We start from the raw sequence: 24415 nt of genomic DNA, 5'->3' as shown, positions 1-24415 counted from the left end.
CTTACTCAAAATGTGCTCAAGTAAAAGTATCTTTGTAATTGATTACGTAATTGAAAATTTCGCATTTTTTATAGATATAAAAAAACCATGCCTAAGAGCATGGTTCTCAATTGAGTATCAGTTAATTAGCTAATCCATTCTTTTACCTTTTTCTCATACCACTCCATAATCTTCACACGCTCATCCCAGTACTGTGCTCGGTTATAGGCCGAGCGAATTCTATTTTGTGGCACATGAGCAAGCTGCCGTTCAATGGCATCGGGATTAAACAAATTTGATTCGTTTACGACTGTACTGAATAACGATCTAAAACCATGTGTGGTCATCCTACCTGCATAACCTGAACGTTTAATCACAGCCAAAATAGACTCACTACGCATTGATTCTTTGTTATTCAAACGATGTGGAAATAGCAGTTCCTGATTATGAGTAAGTCTTAAAGCTTTCAGTTCCTCAATCATCATGTCCGTCAATGGCACACGATGTGGCAATCGGTTCTTCATGCGGTCTTCAGGAATATCCCACTTACGCCCTTCCAAATCAAATTCATCCCAATGTGCTTGTAGTAACTCACTGACTCGAACACCAGTCAGCATAATTAAAATGATGGCATGATGTGTCTGAGCATCACTTGGATAAGCTCTAACTTTTCTTAGAAATTCAGGCATATCTGAAGCAGGTAATGATGCTAAATTTTTCACACGCTTATTTTTTAGTGCATAGACCAAATCACCTGCAGGATTATCGTAGCGATAGCCGTGTGCAATAGCGTACTTCATGACCATGCCACAGCGAGATAAGGTACGTTTGGCTACTTCAAGTGAGCCTCTTGCCTCAATCTTTTTTATGATCTGTAAAATTTCAGGTGCTTGAATCTGATTAATACGCTTATTTTCTAATGAAAGATACAATTCATCTAGAGATGCACTGACATTGCTAATGTGCTTCGGGGACCACGTTTCTTTCTGATTCTCAAACCAATCTTCAGCTACTTCTTTAAAGAAAGGCTTTATGTCCTCATGAAGTACTGATTTTGAATGTTTATACTTAAGTTCATAAGCCATTTCTCTAGCTTTTTTCAAACTAAGTTCTGGGTATGGTCCTAGTGACTCAGATTGACGCTGCCCATGAACAGTATAGCGGACATTCCAATACTTCTGACCTTTAGTCGTAATAATCAGCGATAAACCATGTGAATCTGATAGACGATATTGCTTGTCTTTCGGTTGAGCTTTTCTACATTCTGCATCTGTGAGTGACATATCTTTAACCAGAATTTGTTGTGTTAATTTCTGGGTAAATTTTGCCAATTTTTACCCACACAAAGCAAAAATAGGGTCAAATCGCTTAGGACAGTATCGGACAATACAGCCAATAAAAAAGCCCTTAAACATTGAGTTTAAAGGCTTTTTTATATTCCGACGGACTACTTCGGAAAGAATTTTGGTGGAGGTGGCGGGAGTTGAACCCGCGTCCGCCAACATTACGCTCGAGAATACTACATGCTTAGATATCGTCTATTGATTTAGCTCTTTGTGACCCGACGAACAGGGTACAAATCGCGATCCTTTAAGATTTAGTACGAAACCCCAAGGCTTGATTTCATACGGACTTGTGTGCGTTCGCTTCAGTCGGGACCCCTAACCACAAGTATTCAGGGATGCGGACAAGCTGCCCTTAGGCAGCTAGAGCGTAAGTTTCGTCGTTTGCGACTATTAAAATGCAAATTTTATTTACGAGAGAAAATGCGCTCTCGGCATGCATCTATGAGTTTCATCATCAGCGTCGAAGCCAAGAACACCCCCAAAGTACGGAGCAATCATAGCATAACTAGTAAAAAATACGATGCATTTTCTACACAAATACACTTTTGAATACGCCTGATTACATAATTGCGCTAATATTTAAAAATTCAAGTCAGTATTTAAAAAAATTATGAGCTATTTATTGGCCCTTGATCAGGGAACGACGTCTAGTCGTGCAATTATTTTTAATGAACATGGACAGGTTCAAGCGACAGCTCAAAAAGAAACACATATTCAAACTCCTCGTTCGGGTTGGGTCGAGCAAGATGCCTTAGAAATTTGGACTACCCAAATTGGTGTCGTTCAGCAAGCGATCGCTTCTGCGGGAGTTCTAGCAAAAGACATTAAAGCGATTGGACTCACCAATCAGCGTGAAACCACTGTGGTATGGGACCGTCGCAATGGCAAACCTCTGGCACCGGCGATTATCTGGCAGGACCGCCGCGCGACAGAGTGGTGTAATCAGCTGATTCAGCAAGGCCTGATGGATCAGGTACAACAAACAACCGGTTTACGCATTGACCCCTATTTCAGTGCGGGAAAGCTGGTCTGTTTATTAGAAAATACTGAGGGTTTACGTGCCTTGGCAGAACAGGGACATGTCGCTTTTGGCACCATCGATAGCTGGCTGATCTGGAACCTGACCCAAGGCGCTGAACATGTGATTGAAGCCAGTAATGCTTCCCGTACCATGCTCATGAATCTGCAAACTCAAAGTTGGGATGAGGGCCTACTGGATCTGTTTAATATTCCAGCTGCAGTCCTGCCAAGAATCATCAGCTCTGATTGCCATATTGCAGATACGGCACCTGGTTTATTAGGTGCTACCATTCCTATTACCGGTATTTTGGGCGACCAACAATCTGCCCTGTTTGGCCAATCCTGTTTTGAACCCGGTATGGCAAAAAACACTTATGGAACCGGCTGTTTTATGCTGTTTAATACTGGTCATGATATTCAACTGAGTCAGAACAAGCTGCTTTCCACGCTTGCCTGGCAAGCACAGGGTCACACGACCTACGCACTGGAAGGCAGTATCTTTATGGCGGGTGCGGTGGTGCAATGGTTACGGGATGGTCTGGGGATTATTCAAAAAAGTTCAGATGTAGAAAAACTGGCCTGTAAAGTTCCAGATACAGACGGCGTAGTTTTGGTACCTGCCTTTACTGGTCTCGGTGCACCGCACTGGGACAGTGAAGCACGTGCTTTACTTTGTGGGATGTCACGCGGTACCAATAAGTCCCATATTGCACGTGCTGCTTTAGAATCTATAGCCTTCCAAGTATCCGATATTCTAACTGCAATGCAATCTGATATTGCTCATCCTTTAAAAGAACTCCGTGTCGATGGTGGCGCAAGTTCAAATGATATGTTGATGCAGTTCCAGGCAGATCTGCTGAATGTTCCTGTGCTACGTCCCAAAATGCTGGAATCCACCGCTTGGGGGGCAGCAGCGATGGCCGGTTTAAAGTCCGGAGTTTTTTCCAGTCTGGATGAGATTGCCCAGTCCTGGCAACTGGATCAGGCCTTTGAACCGAAAATGCAAAATGATGAACGTGAAGCACACTTGGCAATATGGCAAAATGCCTTAAAACGGGCCAAATCAGATTTATAAGCCATAAAAAACCGCTGAATATTCAGCGGTTTTTTTAATTATCTCAGCTTCTAGTAAGCATAAGAGGCGATCGCAGTCGCAATCGGTTTAGCTTCATCATTAATCAGGGTCATGCGCATGGTACATCCCTTACGCCCCAGACGCAGGGTTTCTGCACGTGCAGTAAAGTATTTGCCACGCCCGGGTGCCAGATAGTCGACACGCATATCCACAGTCGCCAGACGTGAAACTTTTTTGCTGGTTTCTTGCATATCTTCAGGGCTGGCTTTTTTGTACAGCTCACCCATTGCGGTAATTCCACCAATACTATCCAGAATGGTGGCAGCCACACCACCATGTAAAATCTGGAATGCCACATTGCCAATCAGATCCTTCTGCATTTCCACATATGCTTCAATCTGTCCATCCACAACGCGCATTTGCATACCGCAATATTGGTAGAATGGTGAAGCATTAAAAGCATCACACAACTGGTTGAATAGAACATTCTTATTCGAGCCTAAATCAATATTTCCTGTCCAACTTTTCTCTGCTACCGTCATAGTTTGCTCGAATAACCTTGATTAAATAAAAAAATGTATCCATTTGCCCTAAATGCAAATTAAGGCACTACAATACCCATAGTTTAATATTGATCAATGAGATTTTTATGACCTATACGTTCAATCGTCCCGCGTTTCCTGCAACTCGCATGCGTCGTATTCGTAAAAATGAACACCTGCGCTCAATGGTTCGTGAAACGCACCTCATGGCTGATCATCTCATTTATCCAGTATTTGTTTTACCGGGTCAAAACCAGACTCAAGACGTGCCAAGTATGCCAAATATTCAGCGTCTTTCGGCAGATCTGCTGGTGAAAAAAGCTGAACGCCTGCTTGAGTTAGGTGTCAGCAAACTAGCGCTGTTCCCGGTAACGCCACAAGAAGACAAAAGTCTGACTGCTGAAGCAGCATGGCATGAAGATGGTCTGGTTCAAACCACTGTTCGTCTGCTGAAAAAAGAATTACCAGAAATGGTACTGATTACCGACGGCGCATTGGACCCTTATACCACGCATGGTCAGGATGGCATTATCGATGAAACTGGTTATGTCTTAAATGATGAAACAGTTGAATGTCTGATTAAACAGGGCTTAAGCCATGCCGAAGCCGGTGCGGATATTTTTGCACCAAGTGACATGATGGATGGCCGTATCGGTGCGATTCGTGAAGCTTTTGAAGCCAATGGTTATATCTATACGTCTATCATGGCCTACTCTGCCAAATATGCCTCCAGCTTCTACGGCCCCTTCCGTGATGCAGTAGGTTCTTCAAGCAACCTGAAAGGCGGCAATAAGTATAATTACCAGATGGATGTCGGCAACCGTGCCGAAGCCCTGCATGAAATCGCCTTGGATATTCAGGAAGGTGCCGACATGGTTATTGTAAAACCAGGCCTTCCTTATCTGGATATCGTACGTGAAGTCAAAGATACTTTTGGCATTCCAACCTTCGTGTATCAGGTTAGCGGTGAATATGCGATGCTGGCGGGTGCAATCCAGAATGGCTGGCTATCTGACAGCGTGATTCTGGAATCATTGATGAGCTGCCGCCGTGCTGGTGCAGATGGCATCTGGACTTACTTTGCGGAAGAAGCTGCAATCAAACTGAAAGAAATGAAATAGTCTGGAATGCCTTTCTTGATTCAAGGAAGGCATTTTTTTGGTTTTTGGTTTAAACAAGATTCGAAAATAAGGGTTAAAACCTGATGCATATTGCCATCATTGGTGCAGGGATTAATGGACTCATGACTGCACTGGAGTTGATTGAACAGGGCTGTTCAGTAACGATTCTGGATCAGCAGCAGGCAGGAAAAGCTGCCTCCTGGGCCGGTGGCGGTATTCTTTCCCCGATGTATCCATGGCGTTATCCTCAGGCAGTCAATGCCTTGGCCAAATATGCCAAACCGCTATATCAGGACTGGAATAACAAATTAAAACCAGTTACTGGCATTGATTTTGAAATCCATGAAACCGGCATGCTGATCTTTGATGAAGAAGATTTCGACATTGGCTATCACTATGCTGAACGACATCATGAGCCGATGCAGCAAGCGCTTTATATCGAGCAGGAACAGATTGAGCAGATTAATCCGCAGGTTTCATCCGAATTTAAACATGCTTTGTACTTCCCCCAAATCGCCAATGTACGTAACCCTCGCTTACTCCAATCCATTATTCATTATTTAAAACAGCATCCCCACGTGAGCTGGCTAGAACATACGCCAGTTCGGAAAATAAAAATTGGTAGTGCACAAATTGATGCGGTGCAAACTGAACAGGGTGACTGGATTGCAGCAGATCAGTTTGTCTTCAGCACCGGCGCATGGTCAGCACAATGGTCGCTGCAGCTAAAAAGAGATATCCCAGTGCATCCTGTCCAGGGGCAGATGGTGTTGTTTAAAACGCCAGAACATTGGCTGCCGACCATGTGTATGAATCAGGTCATGTACCTGATTCCACGTCAGGATGGGCATATTGTCTGTGGTTCCAGCATGCGCGAAGTTGGTTTTAATACTACGCCTGCTGTCGAGATTCGTCAGAAAATTCTGGATGCCAGTTTTGAGATGGTTCCAGAACTGGCAGAATTCCCGATTGTCCAGGAATGGGCTGGCTTACGTCCCGGCTCACCGCAAGGCATTCCTTATATAGGTCAACTGCCAAATTTGAAAAATGGCTGGGCCAATTTCGGCCATTTCCGCAATGGCTTATGCATGGCGCCTGCTTCTGCCATATTGCTCAGACAGCTGATGTTCGGACAGTCGACTTTAGTGGATTCACAAGCCTATGCACCGGATCAGTTACAGCTTTTAACTGCGCTTGCCCACTAGATCCGTGAGTGCTTCCTTGATGCTTGGAAACTCAAATTCAAAGCCAGCATCTTGCAGTGCTTTAGGCTGGACATACTGACCATTTAAAATCAGTTGTGACTGCTCACCCAACATCCACTGCATAATACTTCCAGGCAAAGCGAATAGCGGTTTACGCTTCAGTAGCTCTGCTGCTGTCTGGCTAAAACGCAGCTGGCTGGTTTTCTCAGGCGCAACCACATTAAAGATGTGAGCGCTGCTTTTTTCATGCAGCAGAAAATCCATCACGTTAAGCAGATCCTGGATATGCACCCAGGCGAATGGCTGCCGACCACTCCCGATTCGACCCACCAGATTCATTTTGATTGGCATCAGCATTTGTGGCAAGATGCCACCTCTTCTACCCAGCACCACACCAAAACGCATAATCTTGGTATTCTGATCAGTATAGGATAAGGCCAGCTGCTCCCACTGCGCACAAAGCTGAGACATGAAAATCTGTTGGGGCGCAGCTTCTTCCGTATACACCTGTTGCCATTGTTCTTGAGGATCAATACCGTAATAACCCACGGCAGATGTAGACAAAATACATTTCGGGAAAATCTGATTCTTTTTTAAAAATTCATAAAGTTGACGGGTCGTGTCTAATCGGCTCTGTAAGAGAATATTTTTACGCTCGGCAGTCCAGCGCTCTGCACCGATATTTTCACCCGCCAGATTAATGACATAATCAATCTGACGAGTACGCAGTTCATCAAAATCATTGATCCAGTGAAAATCTGGATGCATTTCCAGGCGATGGTGTTCACGCGTCAGGCCAATGACATGACAATCTAGTCCAAGAAAGTGTTTGACCGCATATTGGCCAATAAAACCACTAGCTCCGGTAATGAGTACGACAGGCTTATGCATTGTTATTCAGTCGCTGTTTTTCTTAGGTCCCAAACATTGTACTGAACTGGCCAATCTTTGCAGTTATCAAAAAATACCATTCATCGTAATGACTTACAGCAAAAGATATCAAGCCTGAATATTAAGGGGTTTCAGGCTTTTTTTTTAGACTAAAGTTCTAGTCACTTATGTGCAAATAATTTACTGAGAGCTACCAAACATTTTGTTGACCATGCGCTGAGCCTGATTTCCATAGAACCAGTAAGTCAGCAGATACAATGGAATCGCAATCAACAGGAACATGATCACCACGACACTCATAAACTGCGGTTGTTGAAGATACAGTATGAAATCCTGCCAGGCATTCGGATTGGACCGGGTTGCGACCAGAATTCCCAACAGTAAAAATGCCAGGTTATACCCCCAGAAAATCAGACTGAATCCTAAAGTGATTTTTTTACGTTCGGCTTGTGTCGGTGCCCGACGGTTCTGACGAAGAAATTTAAATAATACCCAGATCATGGCCACCAGATATGGCACCATGGTCAGTACAGCCCCCATTCCCATCGGCATTAGGGCTGCAATCACTCCGCAAATACAGGTCATCACAAAACAGATTAAAAAAAACCAGAGAAAATAGCGTTTTAGCGGCGCCATAGCCATAGCTCACACAAAAGGATGTAGTCAGTATAAAAAAAAATGAATTTTTTTTCATTGTATTGTCAACCGATCCTGTAAAGCTGACGTTATATAGGGTACAAGGTCACCAAATTTGTACCGGCATCCACAAATCTGTTTGATCTTTGCTAAAGCAATAAGACTCGTGTGCAGCAGAAAGTTTTGAATAGCAGCCAAAATTTTCTTAAACAGCATACTTTGACCGACGATTTCACCATCACTCGAATCGTCGGTCTTTATTTTTTGGGCTTCTAAATTTTTATTCCTTATTGCTCCAGTTTAAACATAGATAAAAAACAAGAAATTAAATTGCCTTATTAGGGTCAGATAAAAAGTAGTTGCCCAACCCGATACTGGTTTTCTCAGATCGAGCTCACTATACTGATATTTTTCATCCAGACCAAAACGATCATTCCTGCTTCGGAAGTAAGATTTTTGCTGGTTTCATCCATGCTTTTACCCACTTCGGGTGTTTAAACTTTTATAGGCTCAGGGGACATGGCAGTTCATTTTTTACACACATCAGATTGGCATTTAGGACAATTTTTCCATAATCATGATCGTGAATTTGAACATCGCCATTTTTTGAGCTGGTTGCTGGAACAAATTAAACAAAAACAGCCAAATGCCCTGCTAATTGCAGGCGATATCTTTGATGTCATCAATCCGTCCTCCAGCGCTCAGAAACAGCTTTATCAATTTTTAACCAGTGCCCATACACTGGCACCGCACATGCAAACCCTGATGATTGCCGGCAACCATGATTCGGGTTATCGCATCGAGCAGGTTGAGCCTTTTCTTGCCAAATTCAATGCACGTGCAGTCGGTGTCATCAGCCGCAAGGAAAATAACCAGCTGGATCTGGATCGTCTGATGGTGCCGATTTATAGTCCTGAACAGAAAATTGTAGCCTGGTGCCTGGCCTTGCCTTATCTACGTAGTGCCGAAATTACCGGACTGAATGAACATACCAGCAGCAATCAGAGTGCAATTGCCTATCTGCATCGGCAACTCATTGCTGAAGCAAAAGTACGAAAACAGCCGGATCAGGCGCTGATTCTGATGTCACATGCGCATATGCAAGGCGGAGAAACTTCGGATTCTGAACGTCCGATTGTAGTGGGACATGAAGAAGCCTTATCGACGGCGCTTTTTGAAGATGGTATTGATTATGTCGCGTTGGGGCATTTGCATAAGCCGCAGAAAGTCGGTCAGGAACATATCCGCTATAGTGGCTCGCCTATTCCTTTGTCTTTTAGTGAATTGAATTATAAACATCAGGTTGTAGAGGTACGAATTGACCCGATGCAGTCAGATGAACAACGCTTTCAATATGAGCCTCTGATCATTCCACGTACTGTAGATCTGCTCCGGATTCGTGCCGACCTCAATGATCTGATTGACCAAGTCAAGGCCTTGCCGAATGGTGAAATTGAACAGCTGTTTGCACGCCATTTCCTGGAAATTGAATACACTACCACTGCGCCTCCCCCAGTAGATCTCAGACAGCAGATTGAACAGGCTTTGCCGCCAAACCGTTACCGACTGCTACGTATTTCCCGGATTTATCAGCAAGTAGCGGACTCAAGCACGCACATTTCTAAAATTGATCTGGCGCCTCCGACCCCGGAATCCCTGTTCGGCAACCTCTGGGAAAAGATGGGTTATGATCCGGATGATTCGGTAAAGCGTGATTTCCTGCAGCTGCTACATGAAGCTCAGCAAGATATTGATGTGCAGCAGCCATAAGGAAATGCCATGAAAATTTTACGTTTGAGTTTAAACAATCTGGCTTCTCTGGCAGGCACTCATGATATTCGCTTTGATGATAGCCCATTAGCACATGCCGGCCTGATTGCCATTACCGGTAAAACTGGTGCAGGTAAATCTACCCTGCTGGATGCCATGTGTCTGGCACTGTATAACGAAATTCCACGTTTAAAAGGTGCAACCGGCAGCCTGAAAGATACGGGTGGACAGGATGTTTCCATCAAAGATTCTAAAAATATTCTGCGTCGTGGCACAACCACCGGCTTTAGTGAACTGGAATTTATTGCGCTGGATAGCAAGCGCTATCTTGCCCGTTGGGAAATCCGCCGTGCCCGCAATAAAATTGATGGCAATTTAAAAGTCGACCGTTATATCAAATGCCTTGATGATGACACTACGCTTACCCAAAAAATATCCGAAGTCACGCCACTTATTGAAAAACTGATTGGACTCAGCTTTGAGCAGTTTACCCGTGCTGTCCTGCTTGCCCAGTCTGAAGTGGGAGCCTTCTTAAAAGCCAAAGATCATGAACGTGCAGACCTGCTGGAATATTTGACCAATTCACAAATTTTCAGTGTGGTCAGTCAAAAAGCAGCACAAAAATTCAGTGAAGTAAAAAATAAGCGCAGTGATCTGGAAAAGCTGATTGGACATATTGAAACCCTGTCCGAAGAAGATATTAACGCCTTAAAACAGCAACAGACGGCGCTGTCTTTACAATTACAGAATCTTCAGCAATCTGAAAAACTGCTAGAAAATGAGAAAAAATGGCATCTGGACCGACATAAGCTGTATGCTGAAGTCCATGCAAAAAAAGAAGTGTATGATGTCCAGTTGGATGCCATAAATAAATCTGCAGGACAGCAACAATTACTGGAACAGCTGGATGAATTCCAGTCTATCCGTGATCAGTTTATTCAGCGTTCCCATTTAGAACCGAAAAAAATTCAGATTCAGCAACAACAGGCACAATTCACCCTTGAGTTTGAAACGCTAAAAAAACGCTTTATTGAAGAAGAAACCAAACTAGTAGCCTTGGAGCAACAGCAGCAGAAATTTCAGCAGCATTTAGACCAGATCAAGCCACATCTGGAAGCAGGTTTAAAGCTGGATCATGCTATCCATACGGTATCTGAACAGTATAAAAAACTGAATACGGAGCAAAATCAGTTTCAAACTACTCACCTGCATCCCCTAGAACAGCAGTTAGCACAGCAGCAATTGGCCTTAAGTCATGCTCAGGCTAAACAGCAGCAGATTAGTCAGCAGTTAACCCAATCAGAATTTTTAAGTGTTTTTGATCAGGAGCCGCAAAGTACCCTGCAACGTATGCAGGACTATTTACAGCAGTATCAGCAACTATTGCAAAAAAATCCTGAAAGCCTAAATCAGCCTTTGTCTGCACTGGAAAAAACCGTTACCGAATTATCTGCCAAGCTCAACCACTGGATCCAGCAACATCAAAGTATTGAACAGTTAGACCAGCAACTTAAATCTGTTCAGCAGACCCTCCAACAGCATTATACCGAACAGCTTCAGCTTGATGGGCTAAAGCAACGCTTACGACAGACTCTGCAACAATCTCAAGAGTCAGAGCAGCTACAAACCTCTATACATACCCAGCAACAGCAGCTGAAATTACTGCAAAATGCTGAACAGACTTTGCAGCAACAGATTCAATCTGAACAACAGGCTTATGAACAGCTAGAGCGGATTTTAGCTCAGCAGCGTTTATTGCATACACAAAGCGTGCAGGAACTGCGTGCCCAATTAAAACCTGATGAACCCTGTATGGTATGCGGCGGTCATGAACATCCTTTTGCTCAAGGACAACATGAGCTACTGGACAAAAGCTTATGTCAGCTACAGGAACAGCAATTACAGCAAGCCAGACAACAGCTTGATCAGCTAAGTCAGACCCAGCAACAGAAACAGATTGAAATCTCAAAGCTGCAAACTGTGATTGAACAGCAACAGCAGCGTTTGCAAGCATTCCAGCAGCAAATTCAGCAGCAACAGATTGAATATACAACTCAGCTGGCGAATTTAGGGGTTATTACTGAGAGTGAAAATGACTTAAATCGTTTAGCCCACCTTTTGAAAGACCATAGCAATAGTGTCGTAAAGCAGACTGAACAGCTGCAACGACAAGAACAGCAGTTACAGCAGCTATTACAGCAATGGCGTCAGCAGCAGCAGCACTTACATCAACTGCAATTGGTTCTGCAACAGCGGACTCAATTGACCCAGCTTATTCAACCCCTAATCAATGTATTGCCTGAGAACTATGCATCTCAGGATCCGATAAAATGGTTATCCACTCTACAACAACAGTTACAACAACGCATGCAGCATTTAAGTGTGCAAAAGCAACTGGAATCTGAGCTGCAAGCACAGCAACAAGCAGTTGATAAAACCCAATATCAGCTGCAAGTTGAACAGCAGAATTTTGCGCAACGCCACCAGTCTTTAGAGCAGCTTATCCAGCAAGGTAAGGACTTACGCCAGCAACTAGCTGAATTGACCGGGCAACACGCAGGACAAGTATATCGGGTAGCTGCAGAGTGGCAGACGACTTTGGATCAGCAAACCAAAGCTTTGCAACAGCAACTAGACATCCAGCGACAACAAACCAGTCAGGCAGAAAAACAGCTGCATCAGGCCAATCTTAAGTTGCAGGATTTTATAACCCAACAAAAGCAGATTGATCAGCAACTTGAGCAATATCAGCAGAATATTCAGGCTTGGCAGCAGAACCGTCCACAGGTGACTACGACGCAAATTGAACAATGGCTGGGTATTGATCTCACCAGCCATCAACGTATCCGCCAGGATTTATCCAATCAAAAACAGGCACTGGAAAATGCCAAAACCGCATGGCAGTTACTCGAAGAACAATATCAGGCACATTTAAAACTGCAGCCTGAACATGAATTTGAAGAGATTGAACAAAAACTGGCTGTACTGATACAGGAAAAGACAGCACAACAAGAAATACTGAATGAAACCGATGCCAAACTGCGTATGAATGCCAACAACCAGAGTATGTATGCCAGATACCAGCATCAGATTGAACAGATTAAGGCTGAGGAATATCGTTGGGGTCGGATTTATGACCTGATTGGACATAAAGAAGGTACCAAATTCCAGAAAATTGCCCAGGAACATCATCTGGATATTCTGGTTGAATATGCCAATCAGCAGCTCCAGCCTTTGGCTCCACGCTATCAGCTGCACCGTATTCCGAACAGTCTGAGTCTGGCGATTATTGACTTGGATATGAACAGTGAGGTCCGCCCTGTACTTTCGCTGTCCGGTGGGGAAACTTTCCTGGTATCACTCGCCTTAGCCTTGGCCATTGCCAATATGGCGTCTGGCTCGATGAAGCTGGAATCGCTGTTCATTGATGAAGGTTTTGGGACACTCGATCCAGCGTCCTTACATATGGTGATGAATGCTCTCGATCATCTGCAAAGCCAGGGTCGTAAAGTGGTGCTGATCTCGCATATCCAGGAAATGCATGAACGGATTCCAGTCCAGATTCAGGTTAAACCCGTTGGCTCTGGTGCCAGTACCATTCAGATTATAGGCTAGCGCTCATGAATATGACTTCACGCAGATTTTCAGCTGAATTCAGTTTACAACTGGAAAGCTTGCGTGGAGTGAGTGCAATTGTGGTGCTATTTAGTCACTGCTTTCAGGCTTTTATCGCCCCTTTTGATTTAACGCTGTATTCCTGGGTTCGGCTGCTTGGTCAGGCCGCGGTGATGATGTTCTTTGCTTTAAGTGGCTATCTGATCGGAACCTCTATACAGAATAATATCCAGCAAAATAGCCACTTTAATCTGTCTCACTATATCCGGCAGCGCTGCCGTAGAATTTTACCGCCCTTCCTGTTTGCCCTTGCCCTGACCTTAACTTTATATATTCTGGCGCCTTACTTCTTTAGCTCTCATACACATCAGTTTCAGAACAGTTTTGGCATGATGATTCGTACCACCTATAGTCTGGAGTGGGACAATTTTCTGGGTTCACTGTTCTTTTTAAATGGCTTTGTGACGCCCACGTTATCTGCCAATGCGCCACTATGGAGTTTAAGTTTTGAGGTCTGGTTTTATGTGCTGGCGGGCTTTTTGCCTTTTTTAAAACATTCTGTTATTGCCAAACTCAGTTTTGCTTTAGTGTTAATTACACTTACCGCACTTAATCCCCAATTTCTGATTTATTTGCTTGTATGGCTGACAGCCTTTGCCAGTTCATTTGGTCATATTCAACAGTCTGTCTTAAATCATTTGAAATCACTCAAACTGGGATGCCTAAGCCTGGCTTTTTTCATTGCCTGTAGAGACGCCTATCACTTTCATATGATCGATCAGGCTAAAATTTATCGTGGTAACTATTTTGTACCATTTAACACGTTGATAGGACTGGCTTTTGTCTGCTGGCTGATTCAACTGCAACAAAAACTCAGTCATTATCAACCGGTCTGGGTAAAGTCCGCGAGTTTTTCTTATACTCTCTATGTGACTCATTTTCCATTACTGCTGTTTATTTTGGGTTGCTTTCCACAAAGCCGTGCTTATGGTCTAGGGGGTGCTGTTCTGGCCCTGATTTCTACTATGCTGGTTTTAGTTCTACTGGCTAGCTTAATGGCAAAATTACTCGAACCACAACAAAGAAAAGCGTTATCCCGCTCAATGCAATAACACTTTTCTTAACAAATCGAAAACCTGTCTAAAAATATGGATCCGTTAATCCTTTTTAGGACGTGTACCAAACAAGGCGGTGCCGACTCGCACCATGGTTGAACCTGCCGCAATCGCTTCGGTCATATCCCCTGACATCCCCATGCTTAAAGTATCCCAATCCTCAGCTTTGGTATGTTGCATTTTAACCGCTTCGAATAAAGCCTTGGCATCGGCAAAAGCCGCTGTATTGTTTGGCGCCGGAATCACCATCAAACCACGCAGACGCAGTTTCGGTAACTGGCTAATTTGCGCTACGAGATCCGCTACTTCTTCTGGCTGACAGCCGTCTTTGGTATCCTGCCCGTCGATATTCACCTGAAGACAAATATTTAGAGGCGCTTGATTATCTTCGCGCTGATTAGACAGACGTTCGGCAATGATCAGACGATCTACCCCATGTACCCAGTCAAACTTTTCTGCCAGATGCTTGGTCTTGTTCCGCTGAACATGCCCAATAAAATGCCATTCAATTTCCAGATTCTGCAACTTTTCAATCTTATCCAGCGCTTCCTGCAAATAGTTTTCACCAAAACTGCGCTGTCCGGCTGCATACATTTCCGCCAACATTTCCGCTGGATGTGTCTTTGAAACAGCCAGCAGCTGCACGGTCTGTTCATAACGACCAGCCTGCTGACATGCAGTGTGAATTTGGGCCAATACCTGATCTCGTGCGAGTTGCAACATTTTCATTGACGGAGTTCTCATTTCGTTCATATTTTTTTCCCTTGCCCCCCAACTAAGTGTTGGTTAAGCTGTGGGAAAGCCTTATTATTCTATCAAAATAAATAACATTTAAATGCCTTTGGGGACTTTATGGACATTACAGAATTATTAGCATTTTCTGCTAAAAATGGCGCGTCAGATTTACACTTGTCTGCGGGGATGCCACCACTGATTCGTGTTGATGGTGAAGTTCGTCGTATTAACCTGCCTGCCCTGGAACATAAAGAAGTTCACAAGCTGGTTTACGATATCATGAACGATAAACAGCGCCGTGACTATGAAGAAAATCTAGAAACTGACTTTTCCTTTGAAGTTCCTGGCGTCGCCCGTTTCCGTGTGAACGCATTTAACCAGAACCGCGGTGCCGGTGCCGTATTCCGTACCATTCCCTCTAAAGTTTTAACGATTGAAGATCTGGGCATGGGGCAGATTTTTAAAGATATTTGTGACTATCCGCGTGGTCTGGTACTGGTCACAGGCCCAACCGGTTCAGGTAAATCAACGACGCTGGCAGCGATGCTGGACTATATCAATGATAACCGTTATGACCATATTCTGACCGTCGAAGATCCAATTGAATTTGTACACCAATCCAAAAAATGTCTGATCAACCAGCGTGAAGTGCATCGTGACACGCATGGTTTCAATGAAGCATTACGTTCTGCATTACGTGAAGACCCGGATATTATCCTGGTGGGTGAGATGCGTGACCTTGAAACCATCCGTCTGGCACTCACTGCTGCTGAAACCGGTCACCTGGTGTTTGGCACCCTGCATACAACTTCCGCTGCTAAAACTATTGACCGTGTAATCGACGTATTCCCGGCCGAAGAAAAAGACATGGTTCGTGCCATGCTGTCTGAATCATTACAAGCAGTCGTTTCACAAACCCTGCTCAAGAAAAATGGTGGTGGTCGTGTCGCTGCACATGAAATCATGATCGGTATTCCGGCCATCCGTAACCTGATCCGTGAAAACAAAGTTGCTCAAATGTACTCTGCCATTCAGACCGGTGCCAACTATGGTATGACTACGCTGGATCAGAGCCTGAAAACACTGGTATCTAAAGGCGTGATCAGCCCACAAGTTGCGCGTACTGCTGCTAAACAGCCTGAATCTTTCCTATAAAAAATGTTTTGATTTTCTCGGGGACGAAGTATGGATTTTAACGGCTTACTCGACTATATGGTGGCACAAAAGGCATCGGATCTGTTCATTACTGCAGATGTAGAACCTTCAATTAAAGTGAATGGCTCAATTGTGCCGATTGGATCAGTCAAATTACCTGGACCAGCAGTAGGCCAGATTCTGCATTCAATTATGACGGAAAAACAGCGCAAAGAATTTGCCGATACACGTGAGTGTAACTTTGCGATTACCAATCCCAGCAAATCAGCACGTTTCCGTGTCAGTGCATTTCAGCAGCGTGATCAGCCGGGTATGGTTCTGCGTCGTATTGAAACCGTCATTCCTACTATGGATGATTTAAAGTTACCGCCAATTCTGAAAGAACTGGCGATGACCAAGCGCGGGATTATCATCTTCGTGGGCGCAACAGGTACCGGTAAATCGACTTCCCTTGCCTCTTTGATTGGTTATCGTAATGAAAATTCCAAAGGTCATATCATCACCATCGAAGACCCGATCGAATTTGTGCACCAGCATAAGGGTTGTATCATCACCCAGCGTGAAGTCGGGATCGACACAGATTCATTTGAAATCGCCCTGAAAAATACCCTGCGTCAGGCACCAGACGTGATTCTGATCGGTGAGATCCGTTCCCGTGAAACCATGGACTATGCTATTGCCTTTGCGGAAACCGGTCACCTGGTATTTGCCACCCTGCACGCCAATAACGCCAACCAGGCCATTGACCGGATTATTCACTTCTTTGAGGCAGACCGTCATAACCAGCTGTTTATGGACTTGTCTTTAAACCTCAAAGCGATGGTGGCACAGCAACTAATCCCAACCATTGATGGTACAGGCCGTCGTGCCGCAATTGAGATCCTGATCAACTCACCTTTAGTTTCAGATCTGATCCGTAAAGGTGATGTGCATGAAATTAAAGACTTGATGAAGCGTTCACGTGAACTTGGAATGCAGACCTTTGACCAAGCACTGTATGACCTGTACAAGGCCAAACAGATCAGCTATAAGGATGCGTTGAAACATGCCGACTCTCCAAACGATCTGCGTCTGCAAATCAAGTTATCCGAAGAAGGTGGTGCACATCTAATGAATGCCGGCAGCAATATTACCTTTGATGGACAATCTTAAGATTAATTAATATCCTCATAAAAAAACAGGCTTCCTTTGAAGCCTGTTTTTTATACCTAGGAACATCCTGGCATTATTTTTTACGATAAGCGTCCTGACATTCAGGTTCATCACAGTAACCATACAGATTCAGTGAGTGGCCTGTTAATTCAAAGCCGAATTTTTTCGCAACTTCGTGCTGTTCATGTTCAATTACGTCATTGGTGAATTCAACAACTTTATTGCAGTTTTGACATACCAGGTGATCATGGTGATCATCCTGCATAATTTCAAATACAGAATGATTATTTTCAAAGTGATGACGCTGAATAATGCCCGCTGCTTCAAACTGTGTTAACACACGATATACAGTTGCAAGACCCACATCTTCCCCTTGATCGAGTAAAGTCTTGTAGATATCTTCCGCGCTTAAATGGTGCTGACGTGAGTTTTCTAATAGTTCTAATATTTTAATTCTAGGCAGGGTAACTTTCAGTCCAGCTTTGCGTAAATCTTGATTTGAAATAGGCATGTAAAAAGGTCTCTCAACAAAATTAAAGTTGGAATATGCAACAAAGTTTAGATGCAGTATGATCTATCCTTGGATCAAATGCATCATAATTAATTTGGGATAGTGTAGCAAAATGCAAAAAATCATGTTGACGTTATTCGTCACTTCATTGCTCGTCGGCTGTTCGACCTTAGGTGTGTACAAAGTTGATATTCCTCAAGGAACACCTTTAACTCAAGCACAAGCCTCTAAAATCCAGGTGGGAATGAGCCACCAACAAGTCCGCTTCCTACTTGGCAGCCCAACAGTGACAGATCCTTTAAATCCATTACGCTGGGACTACATCTACAATTATACCCCAGGAACCTATGCTAAAAAAGCCAACATTCCTGCTGCACGTGGTCAGCACTTAAAAATCTACTTCAATCCAAACGGTATTGTGGAACGCATTGAAGGTCTAGAAACAATTCCAGCGTCACAACCCGGTTTACCTGGTTCAAAAGAAGCGATTCTGACAGCGCCACCACTATAATCGCTTTTTCATAAAAAAACCCCTGTATTTCTAGGGGTTTTTCTAATTAACTGCATAGGTTTATCAAATTACTGGCATTTTGCCGATTTTATGACGCATTTGATCAATCTTAAGATTGCCACAGCTTGGATCGATTACCTTTATTATAACGTCCTACAGGATTTTGCGCTGCACGTTTACGGCGGATATCTTTAGGATTAATGATCAACGCACGGTAAATTTCTATACGGTCCCCAGCATTCAAAAGCTGTGCATGATCCTGCAAGCGTATGCCAAATATTCCCAGATTCAAAGGTTCAGGCAATTCCACCTGATCGCGGATGCCGCTTGTAGCAATTGCATCCAGTGCAGTCATGCCCTGCTGAAACGGTACTGCAATATGAAACTGTTGCTCAGGGGCAGCATACGCCACCCAAATCAACGCTGACTGATTCATCAGAACCACTGCCCTAACACTGCAATAATGGCCACAACAATCGACACTGGTAATACCACCCGAACCGCAATACGCCAGATGTTATAGAACGCCTCTGAACTGAAATTCATTGATTTACGAAGATGACTGATCTTCATGATCCAACCAGCAAACAAGGCATAGATCAGGCTGATCACCAGCCCCCAAAGGATCAGCAGGTTATTAAATACTGGTGTGATATTTGGAATCAACCAGACCAGTGTTGCCACCGCCACAATTACCCATTGAATGATGACATTTATCTGACGCTGTTGCAGCTGTTCACGCGCCATCTGTAACATCAGTGCGGCAGCAGCTACAATTGCAGCGATCAAGGCAAATGCAGGTACTTCAGCTTTTACCGCGAAGAAACCAAAAGCAATTACCGCAACCAGTTGTGCAATCCAAATCGGTAATACAGTTTTGGTCGCTACATCCTGCTGTTTGACAGCAGCCAAACTAGACTGCCAGTACAACCCCATGCCTAAACCGCTGGCCACCAGTGCCAGTACCGTTGCGTTACCCCATTCAGAGAATTGTACCGGAGTTAGTTGCCATTCAGGCAGTGCTGTACCCATGACATTGGCAAGGACCAAGGATGCAATCACGCCTACAGTGGTAATTCCCATCAGAATTAGACGTGGAATTAAAGACAATAGCAAAGCCGCAATCGCCAATCCAGCCAGAATGACTGGTTGCTGCACTTCAAAATTGGCAATCGATACCACATTAGAGGCATGATTCAGCATTGCACCCGCAAGAAATGGAATAAACACCACAGCCAGCCAACCGACAACACGCCAGCGCTGTGAACTGTCTGCCTCACGGGTCAGGCTCGACAATGCCTGTAATGCGGTGGTCTTGGAACGTTTCGCTAAAGCAATTTCCAGATAACAGACTGGAAGCGCCAGGATCAGCATTGTCGCTAACCACAACATCCAGAAATCAAGCTGACGATCAATCTGAATACCTGTTATTGGTGCGAGGGTCGCAATAATAAGAAAAGATAAACAAAAAGCCATCAGAGGCGATAACCATTTTGACATAGCATTGTCCTGCATGATGCATTCCTATAAAAATCTAGCGCTATTTTGCCTTGCATAGCGGTGAAAATCAAAAACAAAAAGCAAACCACCCGAAGATGATTTGCTGCGCAAAATGATCATTAGACTTTAATTTTTGTTATAGGGAAAAATTGCTTTATGAGAAGAAACGAGTGAACCAGTTTTTGCCCTTTTTCTTTTCTTTTTCTTTGATCAGGCCGATCATGTTTTCCTTCACCGCACCCACATAATCCGCGTCATCATGCTGAATATGGTTGATCAGCCATTTAGATAATACTTCATGCAATTCAGCTTCAATCGAATGTCCCATTTCAAAACGGTCACGATACGACTCAATTTTTTTAATGAACAGATCATGCACGCGTTTATGCGGTACACGATATTTATAACCCGCCTCTTCTTGAAGTGATTCTTCAAAAGTGAAATGCGATTGTGTGTAATCGATAATATTTTCTAGAATTTGCTTAACACGCGCACGATTGGTATTGACATCAATTTCGTCGATTTCATTAATGTAATCGAGAATTCGTTTATGCTGATCGTCAATCACATCGATACCAGTATTGTATTCTGGAACCCATTTCATTTTCATTACGACCACCTATAAATATTGAGGATTTATCACATAACTTGAAGCATATAGGGTATTGATTTAAATAAAAATGAAGTGAATTAGTCGGCTTTAGTGGTGAAATTGTATTTTTATATTTAAGTATTTGTTATATATAATTAAAATTAATTTATTCTGAGCAAAAAGATCAGATATTAATTAACCAATAAGAGCTATAAGCTCTTATTAATCTTTGATTTTTACATGAATATTAAACAAAAAAGATAGTATTTTTCACTGTCTTTATTAGCTTCGAGATCAGTACTGATCTGCACGTGTCACCCGTTTGAGCGAAGGGTCCAGTTGCTCACGTTCCAGACGTTCTACGTGGGTCAGTTGAGAACGTACTTTTGCTCCATGCTGGAACAGAATCATTTCGCCGGGTTGGAAAGCCGTCCATTCCTCATTCTGTGTCAATGGTTCCGTGGTAATCACAGCGACACGGTCCTCGGGAGTGGTCACTTGGCTAAAATCGACTTCTACCTCAATATCAATGAGTTGTGCAGGCTTAAATGGATATTCACGCACCAGCCAATGTAGCTTGGTAATGGCATAGGTAAACAGCGCCTGACCGTTGGACAAACAAAAATTAAAAGTACCATGCTCGGCAATGGATGGCGAAATCTCGGTCAGCAGATCAAAGATCTGATCCTGTTTTGGCTCATGATAACCAAAGCGCTTTACCAACTGATCAAGCAGATAACAGAAAGCACGTTCACTGTCGGTATTACCGACTGGCGTAAAACGGCCTGAGAGCTCTGGAAAAAAATTATGCAGGTCACCATTATGCGCAAAGATCCACTGACGTCCCCACAACTCGCGACTAAAAGGATGCGAATTTTCCAGATTGATTTTACCCTGAGTCGCCTTACGGATATGTGCGATCACATTACGTGATTTGATTGGGTAATTGCGGATCAGCTCGGCAATCGGTGATTCAACCGCAGACTGGTTGTCGACAAACAGGCGACAAGCTTTATCTTCAAAGAAAGCAATCCCAAAACCATCGGCATGATCTGAAGTAATCCCTGCGCGCTGTGAAAAGCCTCGAAATGAAAAGGTAATATCTGTCGGTGTCGCACAATTCATTCCAAGCAGCTGGCACATAATCTTCATTCAGGTATCGGGGTGTTTATGCAGTTATTGTGCATGAGTCCTTGGGGCTTTTCAAATCTTGATCCATGCAATCTTTTGCGCTAAAAATGCTAAAGAATGATTTTTTATGCTTTATTTTAAGAAAAGATAAATCTGGTTCAAGCTGTTTTTTCAAGACAACAGGGTTCTGCTAAAAAAAAATTATGATGATTTCAGAAGACAAGAGCTAAAAATAAAAGGCATAAAAAAGAGTCCCGATTGAGACTCTTTTTAATCATTAAATCATTTAAATTAATGATGGCCTGACTTTACACGGTTGGTAATCAATGTACCAACACCATGATCAGTAAAAATTTCTAGCAGGCTGGCATGCGGTACACGACCATCCACAATATGTGCACTGATGACACCACCTTTCACGGCATCGAGTGCACAACCCACTTTCGGAATCATTCCGCCATAGATCACACCTGTTTCAATCAGGCGATCAACTTCCTGAGTGGTCAGGCCAGTCAGCAGATTTTTATTTTCGTCTAGCACACCGCTAATATTGGTCAGCAGAATTAGTTTTTCTGCACCTAAGGCTTCAGCCACTTTACCTGCAACCAGATCGGCATTGATATTGTAAGTATTACCTTCCTCATCCACACCCAGCGGTGCAATGACTGGAATAAAATCGCTATTGGTAAACATTTCCAGTACATCAGTTTTGACACCAACTACTTCGCCTACCAGTCCTAAATCAATTTTTTGCACTGAACCATCTTCAGCAGTTTTTTCCATCAGCAGTTTTTGTGCACGAATCAGGTTACCGTCTTTACCGGTCAAACCAATGGCACGTCCACCATGTTTGTTGATCAGATTAACGATCGATTTGTTTACGCTTCCGCCAAGCACCATTTCAACGATTTCCATGGTTGCAGGATCAGTAACACGCATGCCATCAATACGTTCAGATTCACGGCCCAGCTGTTTCAGCATAGAATCGACTTGAGGACCGCCACCATGTACTACGATCGGATTCAGACCTACAGTTTTCAGCAACACGATGTCACGAGCAAATGAACTTTCCAGCTCAGGATCGGTCATTGCGTTACCGCCATATTTCACCACAAGGGTTTTACCCGCAAAGCGTTGAATATACGGCAAAGCTTCAGTCAGAATTTGTGCTTTGTCGATGCCTGTCTGTTGATTTGGCATTCGCCTCTCCTTATTGAGCATCTAAAATGTCTTGGGCGATCGCAGGATAGCGGTCACGTAACATCGAAACGAACAGGTGACGAATTTCATTCAGACGGCTCTGATTTTCCGCATCAAAACGCACTGTGAAGTATTCACCTGTATTGGATGCTCGAATGATGCCAAAACCATCATCAAAATCAAGACGTATACCGTCAATTTTACTAATTCGCGCGTTTAATTTACGTGATTGTGCTTCAACAAAGTTAAGCAATTCTAGTGGCTTAATCTGATGCGTCGAAATATACAGGTCTTCAGTGCCCGTACGTTTTGGATAACGTGCCAGTGTTTCTGCCAGTGTCTGCCCAGTTTGATCCAGGTATTCCATGACTCTGAGTGCCGCATAAACACCATCATCATAACCGCCGCCACGGCCATCATTGAAGACATAGTGTCCGGCATATTCACCACCAAAAATCGCCTGTCCTTGAGAATTCGCCAGATACTTCCGCAGGAAAGAACTTCCTGTGCGGATCATGACCGGCGTAGCACCCAGCGCTTGTACCGTATTACGAACCAGGGTAGAACATTTCACATCAAAGACAAATTCTTTATCAACCGTATCTTTCAGACAAATTTCCGCACATAGGCATAACAGCTGATCAGCCGTAATAACCTGCCCATCTGCATCGATGAGTACCAGTCGATCACCATCACCATCCAGGGCAATTCCGAGGTCGGCTCTCGTCTCTAAAACTTTTGCTTTTAACAGCTGTAAATGAGCTTCCTGTGAGGGATCCGGCGCATGATCGGGAAAATGACCGTTCGCTTCAGTTCTTATTGTCGTCAGATCACAACCAAGCTTGTTCAATACCAGAGCCGCACAACGCCCCGCTGAACCATTCAACCCATCCAGTACGACCCGATAACGGCGTTTCAGTTGAATATCATTGAAAATAGACTGCTGATATTTGAGGCAATATTCTGGAATAATCTCATGCTCAATCCAGTCTATCTGTTGCAGCTCATCTGAATAATATTTTTGAGCTTCCTGCCCTACCGCCTGAATCATTTCAGGACATGGGGGCTGATTGTCAATCAACCACTTGATGCCATTATCTTCTCGTGGATTATGGCTTGCAGTAATCATGATACCGTTGCCATCAAATTCACGTGACGTATAATACAGCATCGGACTAGAACAGCAGCCAATAATGTGCGCTTCAATCGCATACAGGCTTAAGGTGCGCTGGATAATATGGGCATAGGTCGGACTGGATAGCCTTGCATCATAACCAATCGCGACACGTGTCTGTCCCGCAGACTGATATTGCTGGGCCAGGCCATGTGCAATGGCATTTACCATGCTGACATTGAGTAAACTGACCTTACCGCGAATGTCATAAGCACGAAAGATTTGCATGGGGAATGAATGATGCATGAATCCCATAGATCGTAATTTCACTGCTAAATAGGAGAATATAAGTTCAGAAATCAGGTGTCATCACCATGATGTGAAACTTTAGTTTTTGTTCTAGGACCCTGTACTTTTAGCTGATTTCAGATAAATAATCAATTTAAAAAATATAACGAATGGATAAATGCCAGCTAAAAAATGGGATAAATCTTATTCT

21 protein-coding genes and 1 other RNA gene are annotated in these 24415 nt (G+C 43.7%); 9 read left to right on the top strand and 13 right to left on the bottom strand.

The genetic code is table 11. From position 1 onward, the window contains the following. Positions 1-125: 125 nt before the first annotated feature. Positions 126-1262 carry a tyrosine-type recombinase/integrase gene (locus ACTJIX_RS02040; RefSeq protein ID WP_440611133.1) on the bottom strand — a complete coding sequence of 379 codons (1137 nt, stop codon included), beginning with the start codon at positions 1260-1262 and terminating at the stop codon, positions 126-128. A 182-nt stretch (positions 1263-1444) separates the two neighbouring features. Further along, positions 1445-1805: a transfer-messenger RNA gene (gene ssrA, locus ACTJIX_RS02035) on the bottom strand. A 130-nt stretch (positions 1806-1935) separates the two neighbouring features. On the opposite strand from ssrA, the gene glpK reads away from it, so the two are divergent. Next, on the top strand, positions 1936-3420 hold the full coding sequence (gene glpK, locus ACTJIX_RS02030) for a glycerol kinase GlpK (protein ID WP_440611118.1): 1485 nt from the start codon (positions 1936-1938) through the stop codon (positions 3418-3420). Positions 3421-3470: 50 nt separating this feature from the next. Here glpK and ACTJIX_RS02025 read toward each other — a convergent pair whose 3' ends face one another. Continuing rightward, the gene (locus tag ACTJIX_RS02025) at positions 3471-3962 is read right to left on the bottom strand and encodes a thioesterase family protein (protein WP_048881354.1); all 492 of its coding nucleotides are present in this window, start codon (positions 3960-3962) and stop codon (positions 3471-3473) included. Positions 3963-4069: 107 nt separating this feature from the next. Here ACTJIX_RS02025 and hemB point away from each other — a divergent pair, with 107 nt between their 5' ends. Together hemB and thiO are read left to right on the top strand one after the other, a co-directional pair. Further along, positions 4070-5083 (top strand): porphobilinogen synthase, encoded by a 1014-nt coding sequence (gene hemB, locus ACTJIX_RS02020; RefSeq protein WP_076753167.1) that lies wholly within the window; start codon positions 4070-4072, stop codon positions 5081-5083. Positions 5084-5166: 83 nt separating this feature from the next. After that, the gene (gene thiO, locus ACTJIX_RS02015) at positions 5167-6288 is read left to right on the top strand and encodes a glycine oxidase ThiO (RefSeq protein ID WP_262467539.1); all 1122 of its coding nucleotides are present in this window, start codon (positions 5167-5169) and stop codon (positions 6286-6288) included. On the opposite strand, the gene ACTJIX_RS02010 is transcribed toward thiO, so the two are convergent. Together ACTJIX_RS02010 and ACTJIX_RS02005 are read right to left on the bottom strand one after the other, a co-directional pair. Further along, complete coding sequence (locus ACTJIX_RS02010) at positions 6268-7179, bottom strand: TIGR01777 family oxidoreductase (RefSeq protein ID WP_076753165.1); 912 nt, start codon at positions 7177-7179, stop codon at positions 6268-6270. The two genes, thiO and ACTJIX_RS02010, sit on opposite strands and share 21 nt — an antisense overlap. 180 nt (positions 7180-7359) lie before the next feature. Next, complete coding sequence (locus tag ACTJIX_RS02005; protein WP_004811109.1) at positions 7360-7815, bottom strand: ABZJ_00895 family protein; 456 nt, start codon at positions 7813-7815, stop codon at positions 7360-7362. Positions 7816-8334: 519 nt separating this feature from the next. Between ACTJIX_RS02005 and ACTJIX_RS02000 the strand changes: the two genes are divergently transcribed. The 3 genes from ACTJIX_RS02000 to ACTJIX_RS01990 are packed head-to-tail and all read left to right on the top strand — an operon-like array spanning position 8335 to position 14312. Beyond that, complete coding sequence (locus ACTJIX_RS02000; RefSeq protein WP_076753164.1) at positions 8335-9585, top strand: exonuclease SbcCD subunit D; 1251 nt, start codon at positions 8335-8337, stop codon at positions 9583-9585. A 9-nt stretch (positions 9586-9594) separates the two neighbouring features. Continuing rightward, positions 9595-13200: an SbcC/MukB-like Walker B domain-containing protein gene (locus tag ACTJIX_RS01995; protein ID WP_076753163.1), complete on the top strand. Its 3606-nt coding sequence runs from the start codon at positions 9595-9597 to the stop codon at positions 13198-13200. Positions 13201-13205: 5 nt separating this feature from the next. Further along, positions 13206-14312 carry an acyltransferase family protein gene (locus ACTJIX_RS01990; RefSeq protein ID WP_348903024.1) on the top strand — a complete coding sequence of 369 codons (1107 nt, stop codon included), beginning with the start codon at positions 13206-13208 and terminating at the stop codon, positions 14310-14312. 45 nt (positions 14313-14357) lie between these two features. Here the strand turns inward: ACTJIX_RS01990 and ACTJIX_RS01985 are convergent, their stop codons facing one another. Next, positions 14358-15044, bottom strand: coding sequence for a YggS family pyridoxal phosphate-dependent enzyme (locus ACTJIX_RS01985; protein ID WP_348903051.1), 687 nt, complete (start codon positions 15042-15044; stop codon positions 14358-14360). A 123-nt stretch (positions 15045-15167) separates the two neighbouring features. Between ACTJIX_RS01985 and ACTJIX_RS01980 the strand changes: the two genes are divergently transcribed. Together ACTJIX_RS01980 and ACTJIX_RS01975 are read left to right on the top strand one after the other, a co-directional pair. Then, positions 15168-16205 (top strand): type IV pilus twitching motility protein PilT, encoded by a 1038-nt coding sequence (locus ACTJIX_RS01980; protein WP_004811122.1) that lies wholly within the window; start codon positions 15168-15170, stop codon positions 16203-16205. Positions 16206-16235: 30 nt separating this feature from the next. Then, the gene (locus tag ACTJIX_RS01975; RefSeq protein ID WP_048881346.1) at positions 16236-17357 is read left to right on the top strand and encodes a PilT/PilU family type 4a pilus ATPase; all 1122 of its coding nucleotides are present in this window, start codon (positions 16236-16238) and stop codon (positions 17355-17357) included. A 73-nt stretch (positions 17358-17430) separates the two neighbouring features. On the opposite strand, the gene fur is transcribed toward ACTJIX_RS01975, so the two are convergent. Continuing rightward, a complete protein-coding gene (fur, locus tag ACTJIX_RS01970) occupies positions 17431-17868 on the bottom strand; it encodes a ferric iron uptake transcriptional regulator (protein WP_004811125.1) in 438 nt (145 codons plus the stop codon). Between the two features lie 112 nt (positions 17869-17980). Here fur and ACTJIX_RS01965 point away from each other — a divergent pair, with 112 nt between their 5' ends. Beyond that, the gene (locus tag ACTJIX_RS01965) at positions 17981-18379 is read left to right on the top strand and encodes an outer membrane protein assembly factor BamE (RefSeq protein WP_004811126.1); all 399 of its coding nucleotides are present in this window, start codon (positions 17981-17983) and stop codon (positions 18377-18379) included. A 109-nt stretch (positions 18380-18488) separates the two neighbouring features. Here the strand turns inward: ACTJIX_RS01965 and ACTJIX_RS01960 are convergent, their stop codons facing one another. From ACTJIX_RS01960 to ACTJIX_RS01935, 6 genes are all read right to left on the bottom strand, one after another. Then, positions 18489-18815, bottom strand: a complete 327-nt coding sequence (locus ACTJIX_RS01960) for an RnfH family protein (protein ID WP_348903022.1) — start codon at positions 18813-18815, stop codon at positions 18489-18491. Continuing rightward, entirely contained in the window at positions 18815-19894 is a 1080-nt protein-coding gene (locus ACTJIX_RS01955) for a hypothetical protein (protein ID WP_004893333.1), read from the bottom strand. The genes ACTJIX_RS01960 and ACTJIX_RS01955 overlap by 1 nt, the downstream gene beginning before the upstream one ends. Before the next feature lie 139 nt (positions 19895-20033). Further along, the gene (locus tag ACTJIX_RS01950) at positions 20034-20489 is read right to left on the bottom strand and encodes a bacteriohemerythrin (protein WP_348903021.1); all 456 of its coding nucleotides are present in this window, start codon (positions 20487-20489) and stop codon (positions 20034-20036) included. Positions 20490-20765: 276 nt separating this feature from the next. Beyond that, on the bottom strand, positions 20766-21614 hold the full coding sequence (locus ACTJIX_RS01945; protein WP_008305539.1) for a class II glutamine amidotransferase: 849 nt from the start codon (positions 21612-21614) through the stop codon (positions 20766-20768). Between the two features lie 279 nt (positions 21615-21893). After that, entirely contained in the window at positions 21894-22802 is a 909-nt protein-coding gene (gene argB, locus ACTJIX_RS01940; protein WP_004811135.1) for an acetylglutamate kinase, read from the bottom strand. Between the two features lie 10 nt (positions 22803-22812). After that, on the bottom strand, positions 22813-24231 hold the full coding sequence (locus tag ACTJIX_RS01935) for a phosphomannomutase/phosphoglucomutase (RefSeq protein ID WP_184104514.1): 1419 nt from the start codon (positions 24229-24231) through the stop codon (positions 22813-22815). Between the last annotated feature and the right edge of the window lie 184 nt (positions 24232-24415).

It is taken from the genome of Acinetobacter sp. 22323 (assembly GCF_052044895.1).
Classification (GTDB): domain Bacteria; phylum Pseudomonadota; class Gammaproteobacteria; order Pseudomonadales; family Moraxellaceae; genus Acinetobacter; species Acinetobacter schindleri.
Note: the sequence above shows the minus strand (reverse complement) of the source record. Positions and strands in the feature narration are given on the sequence as shown.

Bases quoted from the DNA above. Each gene is read 5' to 3' on its own strand.
- ACTJIX_RS02040 (WP_440611133.1), bottom strand. From the start codon at position 1,262: ATGTCACTCACAGATGCAGAATGTAGAAAAGCTCAACCGAAAGACAAG.
- glpK (WP_440611118.1), top strand. From the start codon at position 1,936: ATGAGCTATTTATTGGCCCTTGATCAGGGAACGACGTCTAGTCGTGCA.
- ACTJIX_RS02025 (WP_048881354.1), bottom strand. From the start codon at position 3,962: ATGACGGTAGCAGAGAAAAGTTGGACAGGAAATATTGATTTAGGCTCG.
- hemB (WP_076753167.1), top strand. From the start codon at position 4,070: ATGACCTATACGTTCAATCGTCCCGCGTTTCCTGCAACTCGCATGCGT.
- thiO (WP_262467539.1), top strand. From the start codon at position 5,167: ATGCATATTGCCATCATTGGTGCAGGGATTAATGGACTCATGACTGCA.
- ACTJIX_RS02010 (WP_076753165.1), bottom strand. From the start codon at position 7,179: ATGCATAAGCCTGTCGTACTCATTACCGGAGCTAGTGGTTTTATTGGC.
- ACTJIX_RS02005 (WP_004811109.1), bottom strand. From the start codon at position 7,815: ATGGCGCCGCTAAAACGCTATTTTCTCTGGTTTTTTTTAATCTGTTTT.
- ACTJIX_RS02000 (WP_076753164.1), top strand. From the start codon at position 8,335: ATGGCAGTTCATTTTTTACACACATCAGATTGGCATTTAGGACAATTT.
- ACTJIX_RS01995 (WP_076753163.1), top strand. From the start codon at position 9,595: ATGAAAATTTTACGTTTGAGTTTAAACAATCTGGCTTCTCTGGCAGGC.
- ACTJIX_RS01990 (WP_348903024.1), top strand. From the start codon at position 13,206: ATGAATATGACTTCACGCAGATTTTCAGCTGAATTCAGTTTACAACTG.
- ACTJIX_RS01985 (WP_348903051.1), bottom strand. From the start codon at position 15,044: ATGAAAATGTTGCAACTCGCACGAGATCAGGTATTGGCCCAAATTCAC.
- ACTJIX_RS01980 (WP_004811122.1), top strand. From the start codon at position 15,168: ATGGACATTACAGAATTATTAGCATTTTCTGCTAAAAATGGCGCGTCA.
- ACTJIX_RS01975 (WP_048881346.1), top strand. From the start codon at position 16,236: ATGGATTTTAACGGCTTACTCGACTATATGGTGGCACAAAAGGCATCG.
- fur (WP_004811125.1), bottom strand. From the start codon at position 17,868: ATGCCTATTTCAAATCAAGATTTACGCAAAGCTGGACTGAAAGTTACC.
- ACTJIX_RS01965 (WP_004811126.1), top strand. From the start codon at position 17,981: ATGCAAAAAATCATGTTGACGTTATTCGTCACTTCATTGCTCGTCGGC.
- ACTJIX_RS01960 (WP_348903022.1), bottom strand. From the start codon at position 18,815: ATGAATCAGTCAGCGTTGATTTGGGTGGCGTATGCTGCCCCTGAGCAA.
- ACTJIX_RS01955 (WP_004893333.1), bottom strand. From the start codon at position 19,894: ATGCAGGACAATGCTATGTCAAAATGGTTATCGCCTCTGATGGCTTTT.
- ACTJIX_RS01950 (WP_348903021.1), bottom strand. From the start codon at position 20,489: ATGAAAATGAAATGGGTTCCAGAATACAATACTGGTATCGATGTGATT.
- ACTJIX_RS01945 (WP_008305539.1), bottom strand. From the start codon at position 21,614: ATGTGCCAGCTGCTTGGAATGAATTGTGCGACACCGACAGATATTACC.
- argB (WP_004811135.1), bottom strand. From the start codon at position 22,802: ATGCCAAATCAACAGACAGGCATCGACAAAGCACAAATTCTGACTGAA.
- ACTJIX_RS01935 (WP_184104514.1), bottom strand. From the start codon at position 24,231: ATGGGATTCATGCATCATTCATTCCCCATGCAAATCTTTCGTGCTTAT.